This is a genomic window from Mycobacterium sp. 236(2023), assembly GCF_029623955.1.
Taxonomy (GTDB): domain Bacteria; phylum Actinomycetota; class Actinomycetes; order Mycobacteriales; family Mycobacteriaceae; genus Mycobacterium.
In genome coordinates this window covers 695,969-713,867 of record NZ_JARSBP010000004.1, presented here as the reverse complement: position 1 = coordinate 713,867, position 17,899 = coordinate 695,969, and the positions used below count along the sequence as shown (strand labels likewise).

The following is a 17,899-nucleotide window of genomic DNA, read 5'->3' as shown; positions in this document are numbered from 1 at the left end:
TGTCCTCACGTGTCTGAGCAGTCACCCATTCCGTCCGTTCCCGCGTTCGTCGACAGGCACATCGGACCGGATGCGCAGGCCGTCGACACCCTGCTGAGCACCATCGGTGTCGCATCGCTCGACGAGCTTGCCGCCAAGGCGCTTCCCGCCGTTATCCTCGACCGGCTTTCCGAGAGTGGCGTCGCGCCCGGCCTGGAGCATCTGCCCCCCGCCGCCACCGAACACGAGGCGCTGGCGGAGCTCCGTGCACTGGCCGACTCCAACACCGTCGCGGTGTCGATGATCGGACAGGGCTATTTCGACACGCTCACGCCACCGGTGTTGCGTCGCAACATCCTCGAGAACCCCGCCTGGTACACCGCCTACACCCCGTATCAGCCCGAGATCAGCCAGGGCAGGCTCGAAGCGCTGCTCAACTTCCAGACCATGGTCACCGACCTGACGGGCCTCGAGGTCGCCAACGCGTCGATGCTCGACGAGGGCACCGCCGCTGCGGAGGCGATGACGTTGATGCACCGCGCGGTTCGCGGACCTGCCAACAAGCTCGCCGTGGATTCCGACGTGTATGCGCAGACGGCGGCGATCCTCGCGACGCGCGCCGAACCGCTGGGTATCGAGATCGTGACCGCAGACCTGACCCAAGGTCTGCCCGACGGTGACTTCTTCGGGGTGATCGTGCAGCTGCCCGGCGCCTCCGGTCGCGTCACCGACTGGTCGGCGCTGGTGACGCAGGCCCACGAGCGCGGCGCTCTGGTGGCTGTCGGCGCCGACCTGCTCGCGATGACGCTCGTCAGCCCGCCCGGCGAGATCGGAGCCGACGTCGCGTTCGGAACAACTCAACGATTCGGCGTGCCCATGGGATTCGGTGGCCCGCACGCGGGCTACCTAGCCGTCCACTCGAAGCAGGCGCGCCAGCTGCCCGGCCGACTGGTCGGGGTGTCCGTGGACGCCGACGGGTCACCCGCCTACCGCCTCGCTCTGCAGACCCGTGAGCAGCACATCCGCCGCGACAAGGCGACGAGCAACATCTGCACGGCCCAAGTTCTCCTCGCCGTGATGGCAGCGATGTACGCGAGCTACCACGGCCCCGACGGTCTGCGCGGCATCGCCCACCGCGTGCACGGGCATGCCCGGGCGCTGGCAGCGGGACTGTCCGGCGCGGGTGTGGAGGTCGTTCACGAAGCATTCTTCGACACCGTGCTCGCCCGGGTTCCCGGGTGCGCCGACGAGGTGCGCGCCGCCGCCAAGGAGCGCGGGATCAACATCTGGCTCGTCGACGCCGACCACGTGTCGGTGGCCTGCGACGAGGCCACCACCGAGGCGCATATCGCGGGCGTCCTCGAAGCCTTCTCGGCATCCCCGGCGGCGGTCGGCCCCGCCGATTCTCCTGTCACTACGCGCACCTCGGAGTTCCTGACCCATCCCGCGTTCGCGAAGTACCGCACGGAGACCGAGATGATGCGGTACCTGCGCTCGCTCGCCGACAAAGACATCGCGTTGGACCGCAGCATGATCCCGCTGGGCTCGTGCACGATGAAGCTCAACGCCGCCGCCGAGATGGAGCCGATCACGTGGCCGGAGCTCGGCCGCCAGCACCCGTTCGGACCCGCGTCGGACACGCCCGGCCTGCGACGGATGATCGCCGACCTGCAGTCCTGGCTCACCGGGATCACCGGCTACGACGAGATCTCGCTTCAGCCCAACGCCGGTTCGCAGGGGGAGTATGCAGGCCTGCTGGCGATCCAGGCGTATCACAAGGCGCGGGGCGACACCGATCGGACGGTCTGCCTGATTCCTTCGAGCGCGCACGGCACGAACGCCGCGTCGGCCGCGATGGTCGGGATGAAGGTGGTGGTCGTGGCGTGCCGCGCGAACGGCGACGTCGACCTCGACGACCTGCGGGCCAAGGTGGCCGAGAACGCCGACCGGTTGTCGGCGCTGATGATCACGTACCCGTCGACACACGGCGTGTACGAGCACGACGTGGCCGACATCTGCGCGGCGGTGCACGATGCCGGCGGGCAGGTCTACGTCGACGGCGCCAACCTCAACGCACTGGTCGGGTTGGCCCGTCCGGGCCAGTTCGGCGGGGATGTCAGCCACCTGAACCTGCACAAGACGTTCTGCATCCCGCACGGTGGCGGCGGGCCCGGGGTCGGCCCGGTGGCGGTGCGGTCGCACCTGGCGCCGTATCTGCCCGGGCACCCGCTGGCCGACGAACTGGCCGACGAGCACACCGTCTCGGCGGCGCCGTACGGGTCCGCGTCGATCCTGCCGATCACGTGGGCCTACATCCGGATGATGGGCGCGCACGGTCTGCGGTCGGCGTCGCTGGTGGCGATCGCGTCGGCGAACTACATCGCCCGCCGTCTCGACGAGTACTACCCGGTGCTTTACACGGGTGAGAACGGCATGGTCGCCCACGAGTGCATCCTCGATCTGCGCGCCATCACCAAGGCCACCGGCGTCACGGTCGATGACGTGGCAAAACGGTTGGCGGACTACGGCTTCCACGCCCCCACGATGAGCTTCCCCGTCGCGGGAACGCTGATGGTGGAGCCCACCGAGAGCGAGTCACTGGCCGAGGTGGATGCGTTCTGCGAGGCGATGATCGCGATCCGGGCCGAGATCGACAAGGTCGGATCCGGCGAGTGGCCTCTGGAGGACAATCCCCTGCGCGGAGCGCCGCACACCGCCGATTGCCTGTTAGTGGACAAGTGGGAGCACCCGTACACCCGGGAGCAGGCGGCCTACCCGCTGGGCAAGGGGTACCGGCCCAAGGTGTGGCCTCCGGTGCGCCGGATCGACGGCGCCTACGGCGATCGCAACCTGGTCTGCTCATGCCCGCCTGTCGAGGCTTTCGCTTGACGGGGGATAGGGTGCTCGCATGACCGGAACGAGTGAGGGGGCCCAGCCGAAACTCTTCATCTTCCCCCACGCCGGTGGAACTCCGCAGTACTACGTGCCGTTCGCCAAGACGTTCACCACGGATATCAAACGGACGGCGGTGCAGTACCCGCGCCAGGGCGGCAAGCAGGACTTCGGATCGTTCACGAGCCTGCCGGCCGTCGCCGACGAGATCTGCAGGATGGTTCCGCCGGACACAGGAGGCGGGGCTCACGGTGCCCCCGTTTTTTTCTTCGGGCACAGCATGGGCGGACTGCTCGCCTTCGAGGTCGCCCGCCGCTTCGAGGAGGCGGGTAACCCCGTCACGGCGCTGTTCGTGTCGGCGGTGGCGGCCCCCGGCCTGGTCGGGTACGACGACGTGCCCGACACCGACGAGGGGCTGCTCGCGGCGGTCAGCACCATCACCGGTGCCGACCCCGAGTTCATGAAGAATCCCGAGTTCGCGGCGGCGATCCTCCCGACGTTGCGGGGATTGAAGGCGATCGCAAACTACAGCTGCCCGCCGGACACCCGGCTGTCGAGCCCCATCCACGCGTACTACGGGGACGACGACGAAATCGCGACGGCGGACAAGGTGATGCCGTGGGCCGAGCGGACCACGGGCGGTTTTACTGCCCGTGATTTCAAGGGGCACCACTTCTATCTGAATGATCACCTGAGCGATGTGGTACCGGATATCGAGGAGAAAATCTGGTCACGCCTGCGTGGTTAGCGTCGCCGCCATGTGGTGTTCGCCACAGCGACATGTCGCTGCGCATCGTGCCGAGCACATCTGCGAACGACTCGACCACGCCGTTGCGCCACCCGCCAAGAAGCCTCCGGACCTGCTTCTTACCGGCAAGTCAGATTGTTTATTGACGTGAGCGTGCAATTTGGGCAAACCCTTTACCAACGCGTCAAGACGAAAGGAGCACTACGTTCAGCGGTCGCGGACGCGAACTCGCTCATCCTTCAGCCATAGGGTCGAGCAACGTAAAACCATCTAACTATGTGGGCTCTTTCAGCTTCTGGCAAAACTGTGAACCGGCTGTGAGTAACGGTTCGGGCACGCCCACCGATACACTTTTGGCGAAATTTGCCACAAGCTGCCAACTTCCCTCTGGCAAGCAACACGTGGTCTAATCCTTCGTCGGATTGCACGACATTATTAACAAGCCGGTGTTAGCCTTCGGGCGAGCGGGGGAATGCGCGGCCTAGAGCTGCGAACTGGTTTGCCATCCACGGCAGCGAGGCCGGGGCGCAGGAGAGTGAAAGGACGACGTCGCATGCCGTTGCTTGAGGGGACCATTCCTGGGTTGCTTGCCGAGCGCGCGAAGTCGCAGCCGGACGATGTGGCCTACACCTTTCTCGACTTCGATCTCGACCCCGCCGGCTTCGCGGAGTCGCTGACCTGGTCTCAGATGAACCACCGCGTCCAGGTGGTCGCCGAGGAACTGTTGCGCCACGGCACCAAGGGCGACCGCGCCGCGATCCTCGCCCCCCAGGGACTCGAGTACATCGTCGCGTTCTACGGCGCGATGGCCGCCGGCATGATCGCCGTGCCGCTGCCGGTCCCGGCCATGGGCCAGCTCGACGAGCGTGTCAGCGGCGCGCTGCGCGACTGCCAGCCGGTAGCCGTACTGACGACCTCCGCCGTCGTCGGCGAGATCCTCAACTACGTAGGCGGCCTGCCCGGTGGGAACCCGCCGGCCGTCATCGAGGTCGACGCGCTCGACTTCGACTCGCCACATACGCCCGAGATCAACGTCGGACCCCTGCCCAAGACGGCCTACCTGCAGTACACCTCCGGCTCCACCCGCGCGCCGGCCGGCGTGATCATGACGCACACCAACGTGATCGCGAACGTCAAGCAGGTCTTCGACGACTACATGGAGCACCGCAACGGCGTGCCCCCGCGCGACATCACGATGGTGTCGTGGCTGCCCTTCTACCACGACATGGGGCTCATCCAGGGAGTGTTCGCCTCGCTGCTGACCCCGAACGAGGACGACGGCGGCAAGCTGCACGGCCGCCCCGCGATCGTGATGAGCCCCGTGGCTTTCCTGCAGAAGCCTGCCCGCTGGATCCAGCAGCTGGCTCTGAACCCGTCCGCATGGTCGGCAGCACCGAACTTCGCCTTCGAGCTCGCGGTACGCCGGACCACCGACGCAGACCTCGAAGGCATGGACCTCAGCGGCCTGCTCGGCATTATCAGCGGTAGCGAGCGCATCCACGTGGCGACCATCCGCCGCTTCAACGAGCGGTTCGTCAAGTTCGGCATGCCCGAGACCACCGTGCTGCCGTCCTACGGCCTCGCGGAAGCGACCCTGTATGTGATCTCGGCACCGATGGGTCATACGCCGGCCACGGTGCGCTTCGACTACGAGAAACTCGCCGCCGGCCACGCCGAGCGCTGCGGGACCGATGCCGGCACCGAGCTGGTCAGCTACGGCGCACCGCGCTCCTCGACCGTGCGCATCGTCGACCCGGAGAGCTGCAACGAGAATCCCGACGGCAAGGTCGGCGAGATCTGGGTGCACGGCGAGCAGGTCGCGATGGGCTACTGGCGTGATCCGCAGAAGACCGAGCGCACATTCGGTGGGGAGATCAAGAACCCCTCCGACGGCACCCCGATCGGCCCGTGGCTGCGGACCGGCGACCTCGGCGTGATGAGCGAGGGCGAGATGTTCATCATCGGCCGCATCAAGGACATGCTGATCGTCGACGGGCGCAATCACTACCCGGACGACATCGAGGCCACCATCCAGGAGATCACCGGCGGCCGCGTCGCGGCCATCTCGGTGCTCGACGACACCAGCGAGCAACTCGTCGCGGTGGTCGAGATGAAGAAGAAGGGCACCTCCGAAGAAGAGGCGCTCGACAAGCTGCGCGCCGTCAAGCGCGAGGTCGCCTCGGCGATCAAGAGGTCTCACAGCGTGCGCGTCTCCGACCTGGTGCTCGTTGCGCCGGGCTCCATCCCGATCACCACCAGCGGCAAGATCCGGCGTTCGGCCTGTGTGGACCGTTACCGCCTGGACGAGTTCAGCCGCCTGGACGTCACCACATGACCTCTGAGTTCGACGAGGACTCAATCCGGCACTGGTTGGTCGACTACCTGGTCACCAACATCGGATGCAGTCCTGATGAGATCGACCTCGATGCACCACTGAACGATCTCGCCGTCGGATCCAGCGACGCCGTCGTGCTCACGGGAGAGCTGTCGGAGTTGCTGGGCCGCACGGTGTCTCCGGTCGAGTTCTGGCAGTATCCGACGATCAACGCGCTGGCCAAATTCCTGACCGGCGGCGAGGTCGACGTGGCGGCCGAGGTGACCCCGACACACCGGATCGCGGACGACGCGATCGCGGTGGTGGGGTTGGGCTGCCGGTTCCCCGGGGACAGCGAAGACATTCATGGCCCTGACGCGCTGTGGGACTTCCTCGCCGAAGGCCGCTCGGCGGTCAGCCAGGTCTCGCCGTCCCGGTGGTCCTGGTACGACGACGGATCCGCCGAAGGTGCTGCCGCGCTCGCGGGCACCACCCGGTGGGGTTCCTACCTCTCCGACATCGACGAGTTCGACGCCGACTTCTTCGAGATCTCGCCGAGCGAAGCCGACAAGATGGATCCACAGCAGCGGCTGCTGCTGGAGGTCACCCACGAGGCGCTGGAGCACGCCGGGATCCGACCCAGTTCTCTTCGCCACACGCAGACCGGTGTGTTCGTCGGCGCCTGCCTCGGCGAGTACGGCGTGATGGCCGCCAAGGACCTGGCCGAGGTCAACGCCTACTCGGGCACCGGCGGCGCACTCAGCATCATCGCCAACCGGGTCTCGTACTACTTCGACTGGCGCGGCCCGTCCGTGGCGCTCGACACCGCCTGCTCGTCGTCGTTGGTGGCGATCCACCTGGCCTGCCAGAGCCTGCGCACCGGCGATTCCGACGTCGCCGTGGCCGGCGGCGTGAACGTGATCCTGTCACCGGCGGTGACCCGCAGCTTCGATCAGGCCGAGGCGATGTCGCAGTCCGGCCGCTGCCACGCATTCGATGCGCGCGCCGACGGCTTCGTCCGCGGCGAGGGCTGTGGCGTGGCGGTGCTCAAGCGGCTCTCCGACGCAATCCGCGACGGTGACCGTGTGCTCGCCGTGGTGCGCGGCTCCGCCGTCAATCAGGACGGTCGCTCCAACGGTCTGATGGCACCCAATCCGGCCGCCCAGATGGCCGTGCTGCGCTCGGCCTACGCGTCGGCGGGTATCGAACCGCGCGACGTCGACTACGTCGAAGCGCATGGCACCGGAACGCTGCTCGGCGACCCGATCGAGGCCCGCGCGCTCGGCACCGTGCTCGGTCGGGGACGCGCCGCCGATGCGCCGCTGCTGATCGGCGCCATCAAGTCCAACCTCGGGCACACCGAGGCCGCGGCCGGAATCGCCGGTTTCGCCAAGGCGGTCCTCGCGCTGCAGCACGGGCAGATCCCCGGCAATCTCGACTATGAGTCGCCGAACCCGCACATCCCGTTCGACAACCTGCGGCTCAAGGTCGTCGACACGGTCACCGACTGGACGCAGAGGGGCAGGCCGCGCGTTGCGGGCGTGTCGTCGTTCGGCTTCGGTGGCACCAACGCCCACGTCGTCCTCGAACAGGCTCCTGCCACCGCAAGGGCCGGGGAGCGCGACGGTGTGGTCAACGCCCCTTCCGCGGTCACGACGCTGGTCGTGTCCGGCAAGTCGCCGCAGCGCATCGCGAGCACCGCGGGCGTGCTCGCCGAGTGGATGGCCGGGGCGGGGGAGCAGGTCCCGCTCGACGACGTCGCGCATTCCCTGAACCATCACCGCGCGCAGCATTCCAAGTTCGCCACGGTGAGCGCACGTGATCGCGCGGGGGCACTGGCAGGTCTGCAGGCGCTTGCCGCCGGCGGGACGGCTCCCGGTGTCGTGCCGGCGCACCAGGGTTCGTGCCGTCCCGGCACGGTGTTCGTCTACTCCGGACAGGGCTCGCAGTGGACCGGGATGGGTCGTCGGCTGCTGGCCGACGAACCCGCATTCGCGTCGGCGATCGCCGAATTGGAGCCCGTCTTTCTTGAGCAGGTCGGCTTCTCACTGCGCGACGTCGTCGCCAAGGGGGAGACCGTCACGGGCATCGACCGCATCCAGCCGGTGCTGGTCGGTATGCAGCTGGCCCTGACCGAGCTGTGGCGCTCCTACGGTGTGCATCCCGACGCCGTCATCGGTCACTCGATGGGCGAGGTCGCCGCATCGGTGGTGGCGGGCGCGCTGTCGGTCGCCGACGGTCTGAAGGTGATCGCCACCCGGTCGAAGCTGATGTCGCGGCTGTCCGGGCAGGGCGCGATGGCGTTGATCGAACTCGATCCGGACGCGGCCACCGAGCTCATCGCCGGCTATCCCGACGTCACCCTTGCCGTCTACGCGTCGCCGCGGCAGACGGTCATCGCGGGCCCCCCGGATCAGGTCGACGCGGTCATCGCCGCGGTCTCCGCGCAGGACCGGCTGGCGCGTCGCGTCGAGGTCGACGTCGCGTCGCACCACCCGACGATCGATCCGATCCTGCCGGAGCTGAAGGAGGCGCTGCGCGACCTGCGGCCGGCCTCGCCGAGCGTCCCGATCGTCATCACGACGCGCGAGCACGACGGCCCGAAGCCGGTGTTCGACGCCGACTACTGGGTCGACAACCTGCGCAACCCGGTGCGGTTCCAGCAGGCGGTGGCCGCCGCGGGCGCCGAGATCGGCACCTTCATCGAGGTGAGCCCGCACCCGCTGCTGACATTCGGCATCAGCGACACGCTGGGCACCACCCACCACCACGCGCTGCCGACGCTGCTGCGCGAGGGGGATCAGGCTCCCGACGAGACACTGACGTTCCACACTCATCTCAACAGCACCTATACGACGGCACCGCCGGTCACCGACCACGCACCGGAGCCGCACGCGTCGCTGCCCGCCACGCCGTGGCACCACACCAAGCACTGGGTGCCCGCCGCCAAGACCGACCGGCGCGGGCCGTCGGCGCCGCAGCGGGGCACCTTGCTCGGCGACCTGACCTCCGTCGCGACCAGCCCGCCCACCCACCTGTGGCAGGCCCACCTGGTGCGCGAAGCCAAGCCCTACCCCGGTTTCCACCGGATCCAGGGTGTCGAGGTGGTCCCCATGTCGGTGCTGCTGCGCACCCTGACTGCGGCGGCCGCCGAGTCCGGAGCGACAGCACTGTCCGACATCGCCTTCGAGCGGCCGGTCGTCATCGACCAGTCGCAGGTGATCCAGGTCGTGAGCACCGGCGACACGGTCACGATGGCCTCCGCGGCGTCCGCGGACGCACCGGCCAACCGCTGGGTGCGGCACGCCACCGCCCGGATCTCACCGGCGGAGCCGAGCGCCCCCGTCGTCGCCGACGTCACCGGTGCCACAGATTACGACAGATCGACCGTCGAAGATCTCCAGGCCCAGTGGGGCGTGGAGGGACAGCCGTTCCCGTGGTCGATCACGTCGTGCCGTGCGACGGCCGACGGTGTGGTCGCCGACGTGCAGTGGGAGGACGCCTCCGCGGTCGCGCTGCTGGACGCGGCGGTGCAGGTGGCCCGCCTGGCCGACATCAACGACAGCCGGCTTCTCGTCCCTGCCGGTCTCGAAAGCCTTTCCGTCACAGGCGAATTGGCCGATACTTCCGGGACCGTGACGGTGCGGCGCCGACGCGACGACAGTCAGGATCTCGTCCTCGACATTTCGGTCACCGTGCCCGACGGCAGCAGCCGCGCCGAGATCCGCGGCCTGCGCTACGTCGACGTGCAGGCCGGTCCGTCAGATTCGGCACCCGCCGACCCGCGCACGGTCGCCCACGAGATCGCGTGGCAGCCGTGGGAGGCGCCCGAAGCGGCCGAGCCCACCACACTGGCCGTGATCGGCAACGGCGCTACCGCAGCCGCACTGCGCGACGGCCTGGCAGCGGCGGGATACACGGCCGCCGACGAGTCGACGGCGCGCTGCGTGCTCTACGTGCCCGACACCGAGGAGACCGAAGCCGACGACCTGGCGACCGCCGTGCGGTTGTCCGGTGAGGTGGCCGGCCTCGTCGGACGCCTGGCCGGGCGTTCCGAAGAACCCCGACTGTGGATCGTCACCGAGGGCGTGCGCGACGCCGCCTCTGCCGCATCGCTGCGACAGAGCTGCCTGTGGGGCATCGCCGGTGTCATCGGCGCCGAACAACCACAGTTGTGGGGCGGCCTCGTCGACATCTCCTCGACCGAAGGGGCCGCGGCGGCACTGGCCGCCGTCCTGCCCAGCTCGGCCAAGTCGATCGTGTCGCTACGCGACGGTGAACTGTTCGCGCCCGGTCTCGCCCCGATCTCCGCGGAGCCGGTCCGGGAACCGATCCGCTGCCGTCCCGACGCCGCCTACCTGGTCACCGGCGGCCTCGGCGCCCTGGGCCTGGTGACCGCGGAATGGCTCGCCGACCGTGGTGCCCGCCGCGTCATCCTCGCCGGCCGCACCGCGCTGCCGCCGCGCAGCCGATGGGATGCCGACGATCTCGCCAAGGACGTGCGGCAGAAGATCGCCGCGGTCCGTGCACTGGAGCTCCGTGGCGTGGCTGTCGAGACTGCGGCGCTCGACATCGGGTCGCGTGACGCCGTGGCCGCTCTGCTGGCCCGACGTGACGAGCAGGGCGCGCCGCCCATCCGCGGTGTCGTTCACGGCGCCGGCCTCACCGACAGCCAATTGCTGACCGACATCGATGACAACCGGCTGCGCACCACGCTGTGGCCGAAGGTGGCGGGCGCGCAGGTGCTCGACGACGTCTTCCCGGTCGACAGCGTCGACTTCCTCTACCTGACCGCGTCGGCGGGCACCGTGTTCGGTGTGCCCGGCCAGGGTGCGTATGCCGCCGGTAACGCCTACCTCGACGGTCTGGCCCGCGCACGCAACCACCGGGGCGGCATCACCGCCAGCCTCGACTGGGTGGCGTGGCGGGGTCTCGGGTTCGGCTCCGACGCGCAGGTCGTCATCGACGAACTCGAACGCCAGGGGTCTCGGCCGGTCACCCCGGCCGAGGCGTTCGCCGCGTGGGAGTACGCCAGCACGTTCGACGTCGCGCATGTCGTCATGGCGCCGACGCTGTCCGGTGACGACGTCGATGCACCGGACGCTGCCGCCTCCCCGGAGCGCGACTGGTCGCAGATGTCGGCCGACCAGGTCGTCGCCGAGTTGGAGAGTGGGCTGCGGGCGATCCTGGCGACCGAGTTGCGCATCGCCGAGGACGAGGTCGACACGGACCGGCCGCTGGCCGAGATGGGACTCAACTCGGTGATGGCGATGTCGATCCGCCGGGAGGTCGAGCGTCTCGCCGGGATCGAGCTGTCCGCCACAATGTTGTGGAACTATCCGACCATTGCCGCCCTGGCGGTCCATCTGGCGGCGAAGGTGGCCCCTGCGGACAGCGCGGAGGCCGATGACGACGAGGCCGACGACGCGGGTGACAGCCTGCTCGACTCGCTGTTCGACAGCGTCGAGAACTGATTTCTCAAAGACACCCGACACGGGAGACCATGTCGGAAGCGCTCCGTTTGGTCCGGGTGTGGAATTTTGGATGTGTTGGGAAAGGATCACGTGAAAATGGCACTTTCTGAAGCCACCATCCCGGCGGCACTGGCCGACCGAGCACAGCAGCAGCCAGACGACGTCGCGTACACCTTCGTCGACTACGAGGCCGACCCCGCGGGCGTCGAGGAAAGCCTGACGTGGTCTGAGGTCTACGAACGCTCGCTGGTCGTCGCGGACAAGCTGAGCAAGATCGGCTCGCCCGGGGACCGCGCGGTCATCCTGGCGCCGCAGAGCCTGGAGTACATCGTCGGTTTCTACGGCGCGATCCAGGCCGGCTTCATCGCCGTGCCGTTGTCGATGCCGCAGACACGCCACCACGACGAGCGGGTGACCGGCGCGATGGCCGACTCCACCCCGGTGGTCGTCCTGACGACCTCGGAGGTCGTCGACGACGTCCGCCGCTACGGCGAGGCGGACCCGAAGCAGCGGCCGCCGAAATTCCTTGAGATCGACACGCTCGACTTCGACTCGCCGCCCAAGTCGGCCACTCTGCCGTCGCTGCCGAAGACGGCCTACCTGCAGTACACGTCGGGCTCCACCCGCAGCCCCGCCGGCGTCGTGGTCTCGCACAAGAACGTGCTGATCAACGTCGAGGAACTGCTCACTGACTACTACGAGACCTACCCCGACGGGCCGCCCGCCGACACCACGATCGTGTCCTGGCTGCCCTTCTATCACGACATGGGTCTGATCGTCGGCGTGTTCATCCCGATGATGCTGGGCAAGCCTGCCGTGCTGATGAGCCCGGTGGCGTTCATGATGAAGCCGTCGCGCTGGATGCAGCAGCTCGGCTCGCACCCGAGCGCGTTCACGGCCGCGCCGAACTTCGCGTTCGAACTGGCCGTCAAGCGCACGTCCGACGACGACATGGCGGGCAAGGACCTCAGCACCGTCGCCGTCATGATCAACGGCGCCGAGCGCGTGCACGGCGCGACGGTGCAGCGCTTCAACCAGCGGTTCGCCGCGTTCGGCCTGCCCGAGTCGGCGATGCGCCCGTCGTACGGTCTGGCCGAGGCGACGGTATACGTCGCGGCGTCGCACGGCGGGCGCCCGCCCACGTCGGCGAGGTTCGACATCGAGAAGCTGGCTGCGGGTCACGCCGAGCCCTGCACCGGTGAGCACGGCACCGAGCTGATCGGCTGCGGTGCGCCGCGGTCGACGACGGCACGCGTCGTCGATCCCGAGACGTCGGTCGAGAATCCCGCGGGCAAGATCGGCGAGGTGTGGCTGCACGGCGAACACGTCGCCGGCGGTTACTGGAAGAACCCGAAGCTCTCCGAGCTGTTCGCCGCGCAGCTCGGCGAGGGCAGCCCGAAGGGACCGTGGCTGCGTACCGGCGACCTCGGCGTGATGTTCGACGGCGAGCTCTACATCGTCGGGCGGATCAAGGACCTCCTCATCGTCGACGGCCGCAACCACTATCCCGACGACATCGAGGCGACGGTCGCCGAGTTCACCGGCGGCCGGGTGGCCGCGGTGTCGGTACCCGACGACGCCAGCGAGCGGCTGGTGGTGATCGCCGAGCTGAAGAAGCAGATCGATGCCGCCACCTTGGAGTCGGTCAAGCAGCAGGTCGTCTCGGCGGTGTCGATGACGCACAGCGTGCGGCTGTCCGACTTCGTGCTGGTCGGGGCCGGTTCGCTGCCGCTGACCACCAGCGGCAAGGTGCGCCGTGCATCCAGCGTCCAGCTGTATCGCGACGACAAGTTCACTCGACTGGACGCCACTACATGACCTCTGCTTTCGACGAGGCTGCTGTTCGTGCGTGGTTGATCGACTACCTGGTCACGAATAACGGTTGCAGTCCGGAGCACATCGAACGCGGCGCGTCGATGCACGACCTCGGAGTCGGGTCGCGCGACGCCGTCGTGCTCACCGGCGTGCTGTCGGAGTTCCTGGGGCGGACCGTGTCGCCCGTCGATTTCTGGCAGTACCCGACCGTGGACACGCTGTCGAAGTTCCTGACGGGCGGGGAGGTCGAGCCCGTCGACGACGGTGAGGTGACCCGTGCGGCCGGGCTGGACGAGCCGATCGCCGTCATCGGCCTCGGCTTGCGGCTCCCCGGCGGGCCCGACCTCGACGGCAACATCGAAGGTCCGGACGCCTACTGGGACTTTTTGACCGAAGGCCGCTCGTCGGTGCGCGAGGTCCCCGAGGATCGCTGGGCGTGGTTCGACGACGGCACCCCCGAGGGCGGTGCCGCTCTGGCGGCGACCACCAAATGGGGGTCGTTCCTGCGTGACATCGACTTGTTCGACTCCGAGTTCTTCGAGGTCATCCCGCGCGAGGCCATCCGCATGGACCCGCAGCAGCGACTGCTCCTGGAGGTCACCCACGAGGCGCTGGAGAACGCCGGCATTGCCGCGGATTCACTCGCCGAGACGCGCACCGGGGTGTTCGCCGGGGCGAGCGCCGGCGAGTACGGGCAGATGGGGTCGACCGATCTGAGCGGCGTCGATGCGTGGTTCGGCACCGGCGCGTCGATCAGCATCGTCGCCAACCGCGTCTCGTATGCCTTCGACCTGCGTGGCCCGTCGGTCACGATCGACACGGCGTGCTCGTCGTCCCTGGTCGCCATCCACCTGGCCGTGCAGAGCCTGCGCACCGGCGATTCCGACCTGGCGCTGGCCGCCGGCGTGAACTTGCTGTTGTCGCCTGCGGGCACCCGCAGCCTCGACCGGGCCAACGCGATGTCGCCGACGGGACGCTGCCACGCCTTCGACGCCTCCGCCGACGGTTTCGTGCGCGGTGAGGGTTGCGGTGTCACCGTGCTCAAGCGGCTGTCCGACGCGCAGCGCGACGGGGACCGCGTGCTCGCGGTGATCCGCGGGTCCGCGGTGAATCAGGACGGCCACTCCAACGGTCTGATGGCGCCGAACCCGTCGGCGCAGATGGCGGTGCTGCGTGCCGCCTATGCGGCGGCCGGGGTCAGCCCGCGCGAGGTCGACTACGTCGAGGCGCACGGAACCGGGACGCTGTTGGGCGACCCGATCGAGGCGCGCGCGCTGGGCACGGTGCTCGGTAAGGGGCGCGCCGCCGACGCCCCTCTGCTGATCGGCGCGGTCAAGTCGAACCTCGGCCACCTCGAGGCCGCCGCGGGCATCGCCGGCTTTGCGAAAGCCGTTCTTGCGCTGCAGCACAACAGGATTCCGGGGAATCTGGATTACCAGAATCCGAACCCGCACATCCCGTTCGAGAAGCTGCGGCTCAAGGTCGTCGACGAACACACCGAGTGGGCGCCCGCGGGCAGGCCGCGTCGCGCCGGCATCTCGTCGTTCGGGTTCGGTGGCACCAACGCCCACGTCGTCGTCGAGCAGGCGCCGGTGACGGTCCCTGCACCCGCCGAGGAGGCGGATTCCGCCGTCACGACGCTCGTCGTGTCCGGCAAGACACCTGAGCGGATCGCGTCCCAAGCCGCGATGTTGGCGGAATGGCTTGCCGCCGAGGATGTTCCGCTCCCGGATGTCGCGCACTCGCTCAACCACCACCGGTCCCAGCACGCGCGTTTCGCGACCGTCGTCGCACGCGACACCGCGCAGGCCGTCGCCGGGCTGCAGGCACTCGCCGACGGCCAGTCCGCGCCAGGCGTCGTCGCACCCGCACACGTCACCCCGAAACCGGGCACGGTGTTCGTCTACTCCGGTCAGGGCTCGCAGTGGGCCGGGATGGCGCGGCAGCTCTTGGCCGACGAGCCGGTGTTCGCCGAGGCGCTGGCCGAGATCGAGCCCGTCTTCGTCGAGCAGGTCGGCTTCTCGCTGCACGGCATCATTGCCAACGGCGAGACGATCAGCGGCGACGCGCAGGTGCAGCCGGTCCTGATGGGGCTGCAGCTGGCGCTGACGCAGCTGTGGCGCTCCTACGGCGTGCACCCCGACGCCGTCATCGGCCACTCGATGGGTGAGGTGACGGCAGCCGTCGTCGCCGGCGCGCTGAATCTCGCCGACGGGCTGAAGGTCATTGCGGCGCGCTCGTCGATCATGTCGCGGCTGGCCGGGCAGGGCGCCGTCGCGCTGCTCTCCGTGGAGGCCGACGAGTGCGAGGCGCTGATCGAAGGCCATCCGAGCGTCGAGATCGCCGGCTATCTGTCGCCGCGGCAGACCGTCATCGCGGGGCTGCCCGACGAGGTCGACGCCGTCATCGCGACCGTCACGGCGCTGAACACGTTCGCGCGGCGCGTCAACATGGTCGTCGCGTCGCACACCGCGCTGATGGAGCCGGTGCTCGGCGATCTGCGCGCGGCGCTGGCCGAGGTGGATCCGAGCATTCCGACGCTGCCGTTCCTGTCGACGGTCACCGATCCGTCCGTGTCGCCGGTGCTGGACGCCGACTACTGGGTGGCGAATGTGCGCCAGCCGGTGCGGTTCAGTGAGGCGATCACCGCGGCTGCCGCCGAGAACGGAACGTTCATCGAGGTCAGTCCGCACTCCACGCTGGGTCAGGCGATCAGTGAATCGCTGGAGGATGCGGGGGAGCACCTCACGATCGGCACGCTCGCCCGCGACACCGATGACACCGTCGCGTTCCGCGCGAACGTGAACGCCACGCACACGTCCCGGCCGCCGCACACTCCGCACGGTGCCGAGCCGCATCTGGCGCTGCCGACGACCCCGTGGCACCGCACCAGGCACTGGGTCGACGTGCGACCACGGCGCGGCGGCGTCGTGCGCTCCGGCGCGTTGCCCGAGGGCAGCGAGGTTCCGCCCGAGTGGTTCTGCGATCTGACGTGGCCCGCCAAAGCCCTTGCCGGACAAACTGAGTCAGACGCTTCCTGGCACGTCGTCGGCGATGATGCGCTGGCCGCCGCGATGGGGGCGACCTCAGATCTCGCCACCGCTACGCATGTGTTGTACGCGCCGTCGGAGACCGACGAGCTCGGCTACGCCGTCTTCGAGAAGGGCCGCGAGGTCGCACTCGCGACCGCGGCGCGTGACGTGCCGCCCAAGCTGTATTTGCTGACCCGCAACGCGCAGCCGATCAGCGAGGGAGACCGCGCCAACCCCGCCCAGGCCGTGCTGTGGGGCCTCGGACGCACGCTCGCGCTCGAACATCCCGAGATCTGGGGCGGCGTGATCGACGTCGACGAATCGGTGCCCGCCGTCGTCGCGGCGCGCTGGGTGCGCGCCGAGGCGCTCGCCGGCGACGGCGAGGATCAGGTCGTCTACCGCGGCGGCACCCGCCGGGTCGCCCGGCTGGTGCACTCGCTGCCGCCCGCGCCCGTCACCGAAGCCCTCGACCCCGACGGCGCGCACCTCGTCATCGGCGCGACGGGCAACATCGGGCCCGGTCTCATCGAGCAGCTCGCGTCGATGGGCGCCAGGACCGTCGTTGCGGTGTCCCGCAATCCGGGTTCGCGCCTCGACGACCTCACCGCGCGCCTGGCCGCATCCGGCACGACCGTCGTGACAGCCGCCGCCGACGCCGCCGACGCGGCGTCGCTGCGCCCAGTATTCGACCGGTTCGGCGCGGACCTGCCACCGCTGAAGGGTGTCTACCTCGCAGCGATGAGCGGCGGCCCGGTGACGCTGGCCGAGATGACGCACGACGATGTCGTCGCCATGTTCCGGTCGAAGATGGATGCCGCTGCCGCGGTCCATGAGCTGTCGCTCGGGCACCCGGTCGAGCAGTTTGTGCTGTTCTCGTCGATCTCGGGCATCCTCGGCTCCCGCTGGCTGGCGCACTACGCCGCGACGACGACGTTCCTGGATACGTTCGCGTTCGCCCGCCGCGCCGCAGGCCTGCCCGCGTCCGCGATCAACTGGGGGCTGTGGAAGTCGCTGGCCGACGTGCAGACCGGCTTCGAGAAACAGGCCACCGCGGAGTCCGGGCTCGAACCGATGGACGATGCCGTCGCGATCACCGCACTGCGCTCGTTCATCGGGCCGCAGGCACCGGCGCGGACGACGGTCGTCGCGGCGGACTGGCCACGCCTTGCCGCGGCGTATCACACCCGCGCGCAGCTGCACATCCTCGACGAACTGCTCGCCGGCGACGCCGCGGCGGCCCCAGCGCTGACCGGCGACACGAAGTTTCGCCAGGAGCTGAAAGCCAGCGAGCCCGACCGGCGGGTCGACCTGCTGACCGATTTCGTGATTGCCCAGGTCGCGGCCGCGATGGGACTCACGTCGGCGACCACGCTGGACCCCACCGTGGGCTTCTTCCAGTTCGGGATGGATTCGCTGATGAGCGTAACGCTGCAGCGCTCGCTCAGCGAAAGCCTTGGTGAGGCGCTTCCCGCGTCTGTGGTTTTCGACTACCCGACCGTCGAAGCGCTCACCGATTATTTGGCTTCCGTTCTTCCTGAGATAATCGATGCCGCCCAAGAGACTGTCAGCGACGTGGCTGATGACGCGTACGACGACCTCGCCGAGGAAGAACTGTTGGCGAGGCTGTCGGAAAGATTGAGTTGAC

At 68.8% G+C, this 17,899-nt stretch carries 6 protein-coding genes; all 6 read left to right on the top strand.

The features are described from left to right. Positions 1-27: 27 nt before the first annotated feature. On the top strand, positions 28-2,868 hold the full coding sequence (gcvP, locus tag P9A17_RS20130; RefSeq protein ID WP_278040597.1) for an aminomethyl-transferring glycine dehydrogenase: 2,841 nt from the start codon (positions 28-30) through the stop codon (positions 2,866-2,868). A gap of 19 nt (positions 2,869-2,887) precedes the next feature. Then, entirely contained in the window at positions 2,888-3,619 is a 732-nt protein-coding gene (locus tag P9A17_RS20125) for an alpha/beta fold hydrolase (RefSeq protein WP_278040462.1), read from the top strand. A 553-nt stretch (positions 3,620-4,172) separates the two neighbouring features. Further along, positions 4,173-5,954 carry an AMP-binding protein gene (locus tag P9A17_RS20120; protein ID WP_278040461.1) on the top strand — a complete coding sequence of 594 codons (1,782 nt, stop codon included), beginning with the start codon at positions 4,173-4,175 and terminating at the stop codon, positions 5,952-5,954. Then, the gene (locus P9A17_RS20115) at positions 5,951-11,407 is read left to right on the top strand and encodes a type I polyketide synthase (protein WP_278040460.1); all 5,457 of its coding nucleotides are present in this window, start codon (positions 5,951-5,953) and stop codon (positions 11,405-11,407) included. The genes P9A17_RS20120 and P9A17_RS20115 overlap by 4 nt, the downstream gene beginning before the upstream one ends. A 96-nt stretch (positions 11,408-11,503) precedes the next feature. Further along, positions 11,504-13,225 (top strand): AMP-binding protein, encoded by a 1,722-nt coding sequence (locus P9A17_RS20110; RefSeq protein WP_278040459.1) that lies wholly within the window; start codon positions 11,504-11,506, stop codon positions 13,223-13,225. Continuing rightward, positions 13,222-17,898, top strand: a complete 4,677-nt coding sequence (locus tag P9A17_RS20105) for a type I polyketide synthase (RefSeq protein ID WP_278040458.1) — start codon at positions 13,222-13,224, stop codon at positions 17,896-17,898. Before P9A17_RS20110 ends, P9A17_RS20105 begins: the two co-directional genes overlap by 4 nt. Position 17,899 lies beyond the last annotated feature (1 nt).

Coding starts and splice junctions, on each gene's coding strand:
- P9A17_RS20115 (WP_278040460.1), top strand. CDS start 5,951: ATGACCTCTGAGTTCGACGAGGACTCAATCCGGCACTGGTTGGTCGAC.
- P9A17_RS20110 (WP_278040459.1), top strand. CDS start 11,504: ATGGCACTTTCTGAAGCCACCATCCCGGCGGCACTGGCCGACCGAGCA.
- P9A17_RS20105 (WP_278040458.1), top strand. CDS start 13,222: ATGACCTCTGCTTTCGACGAGGCTGCTGTTCGTGCGTGGTTGATCGAC.
- P9A17_RS20120 (WP_278040461.1), top strand. CDS start 4,173: ATGCCGTTGCTTGAGGGGACCATTCCTGGGTTGCTTGCCGAGCGCGCG.
- P9A17_RS20125 (WP_278040462.1), top strand. CDS start 2,888: ATGACCGGAACGAGTGAGGGGGCCCAGCCGAAACTCTTCATCTTCCCC.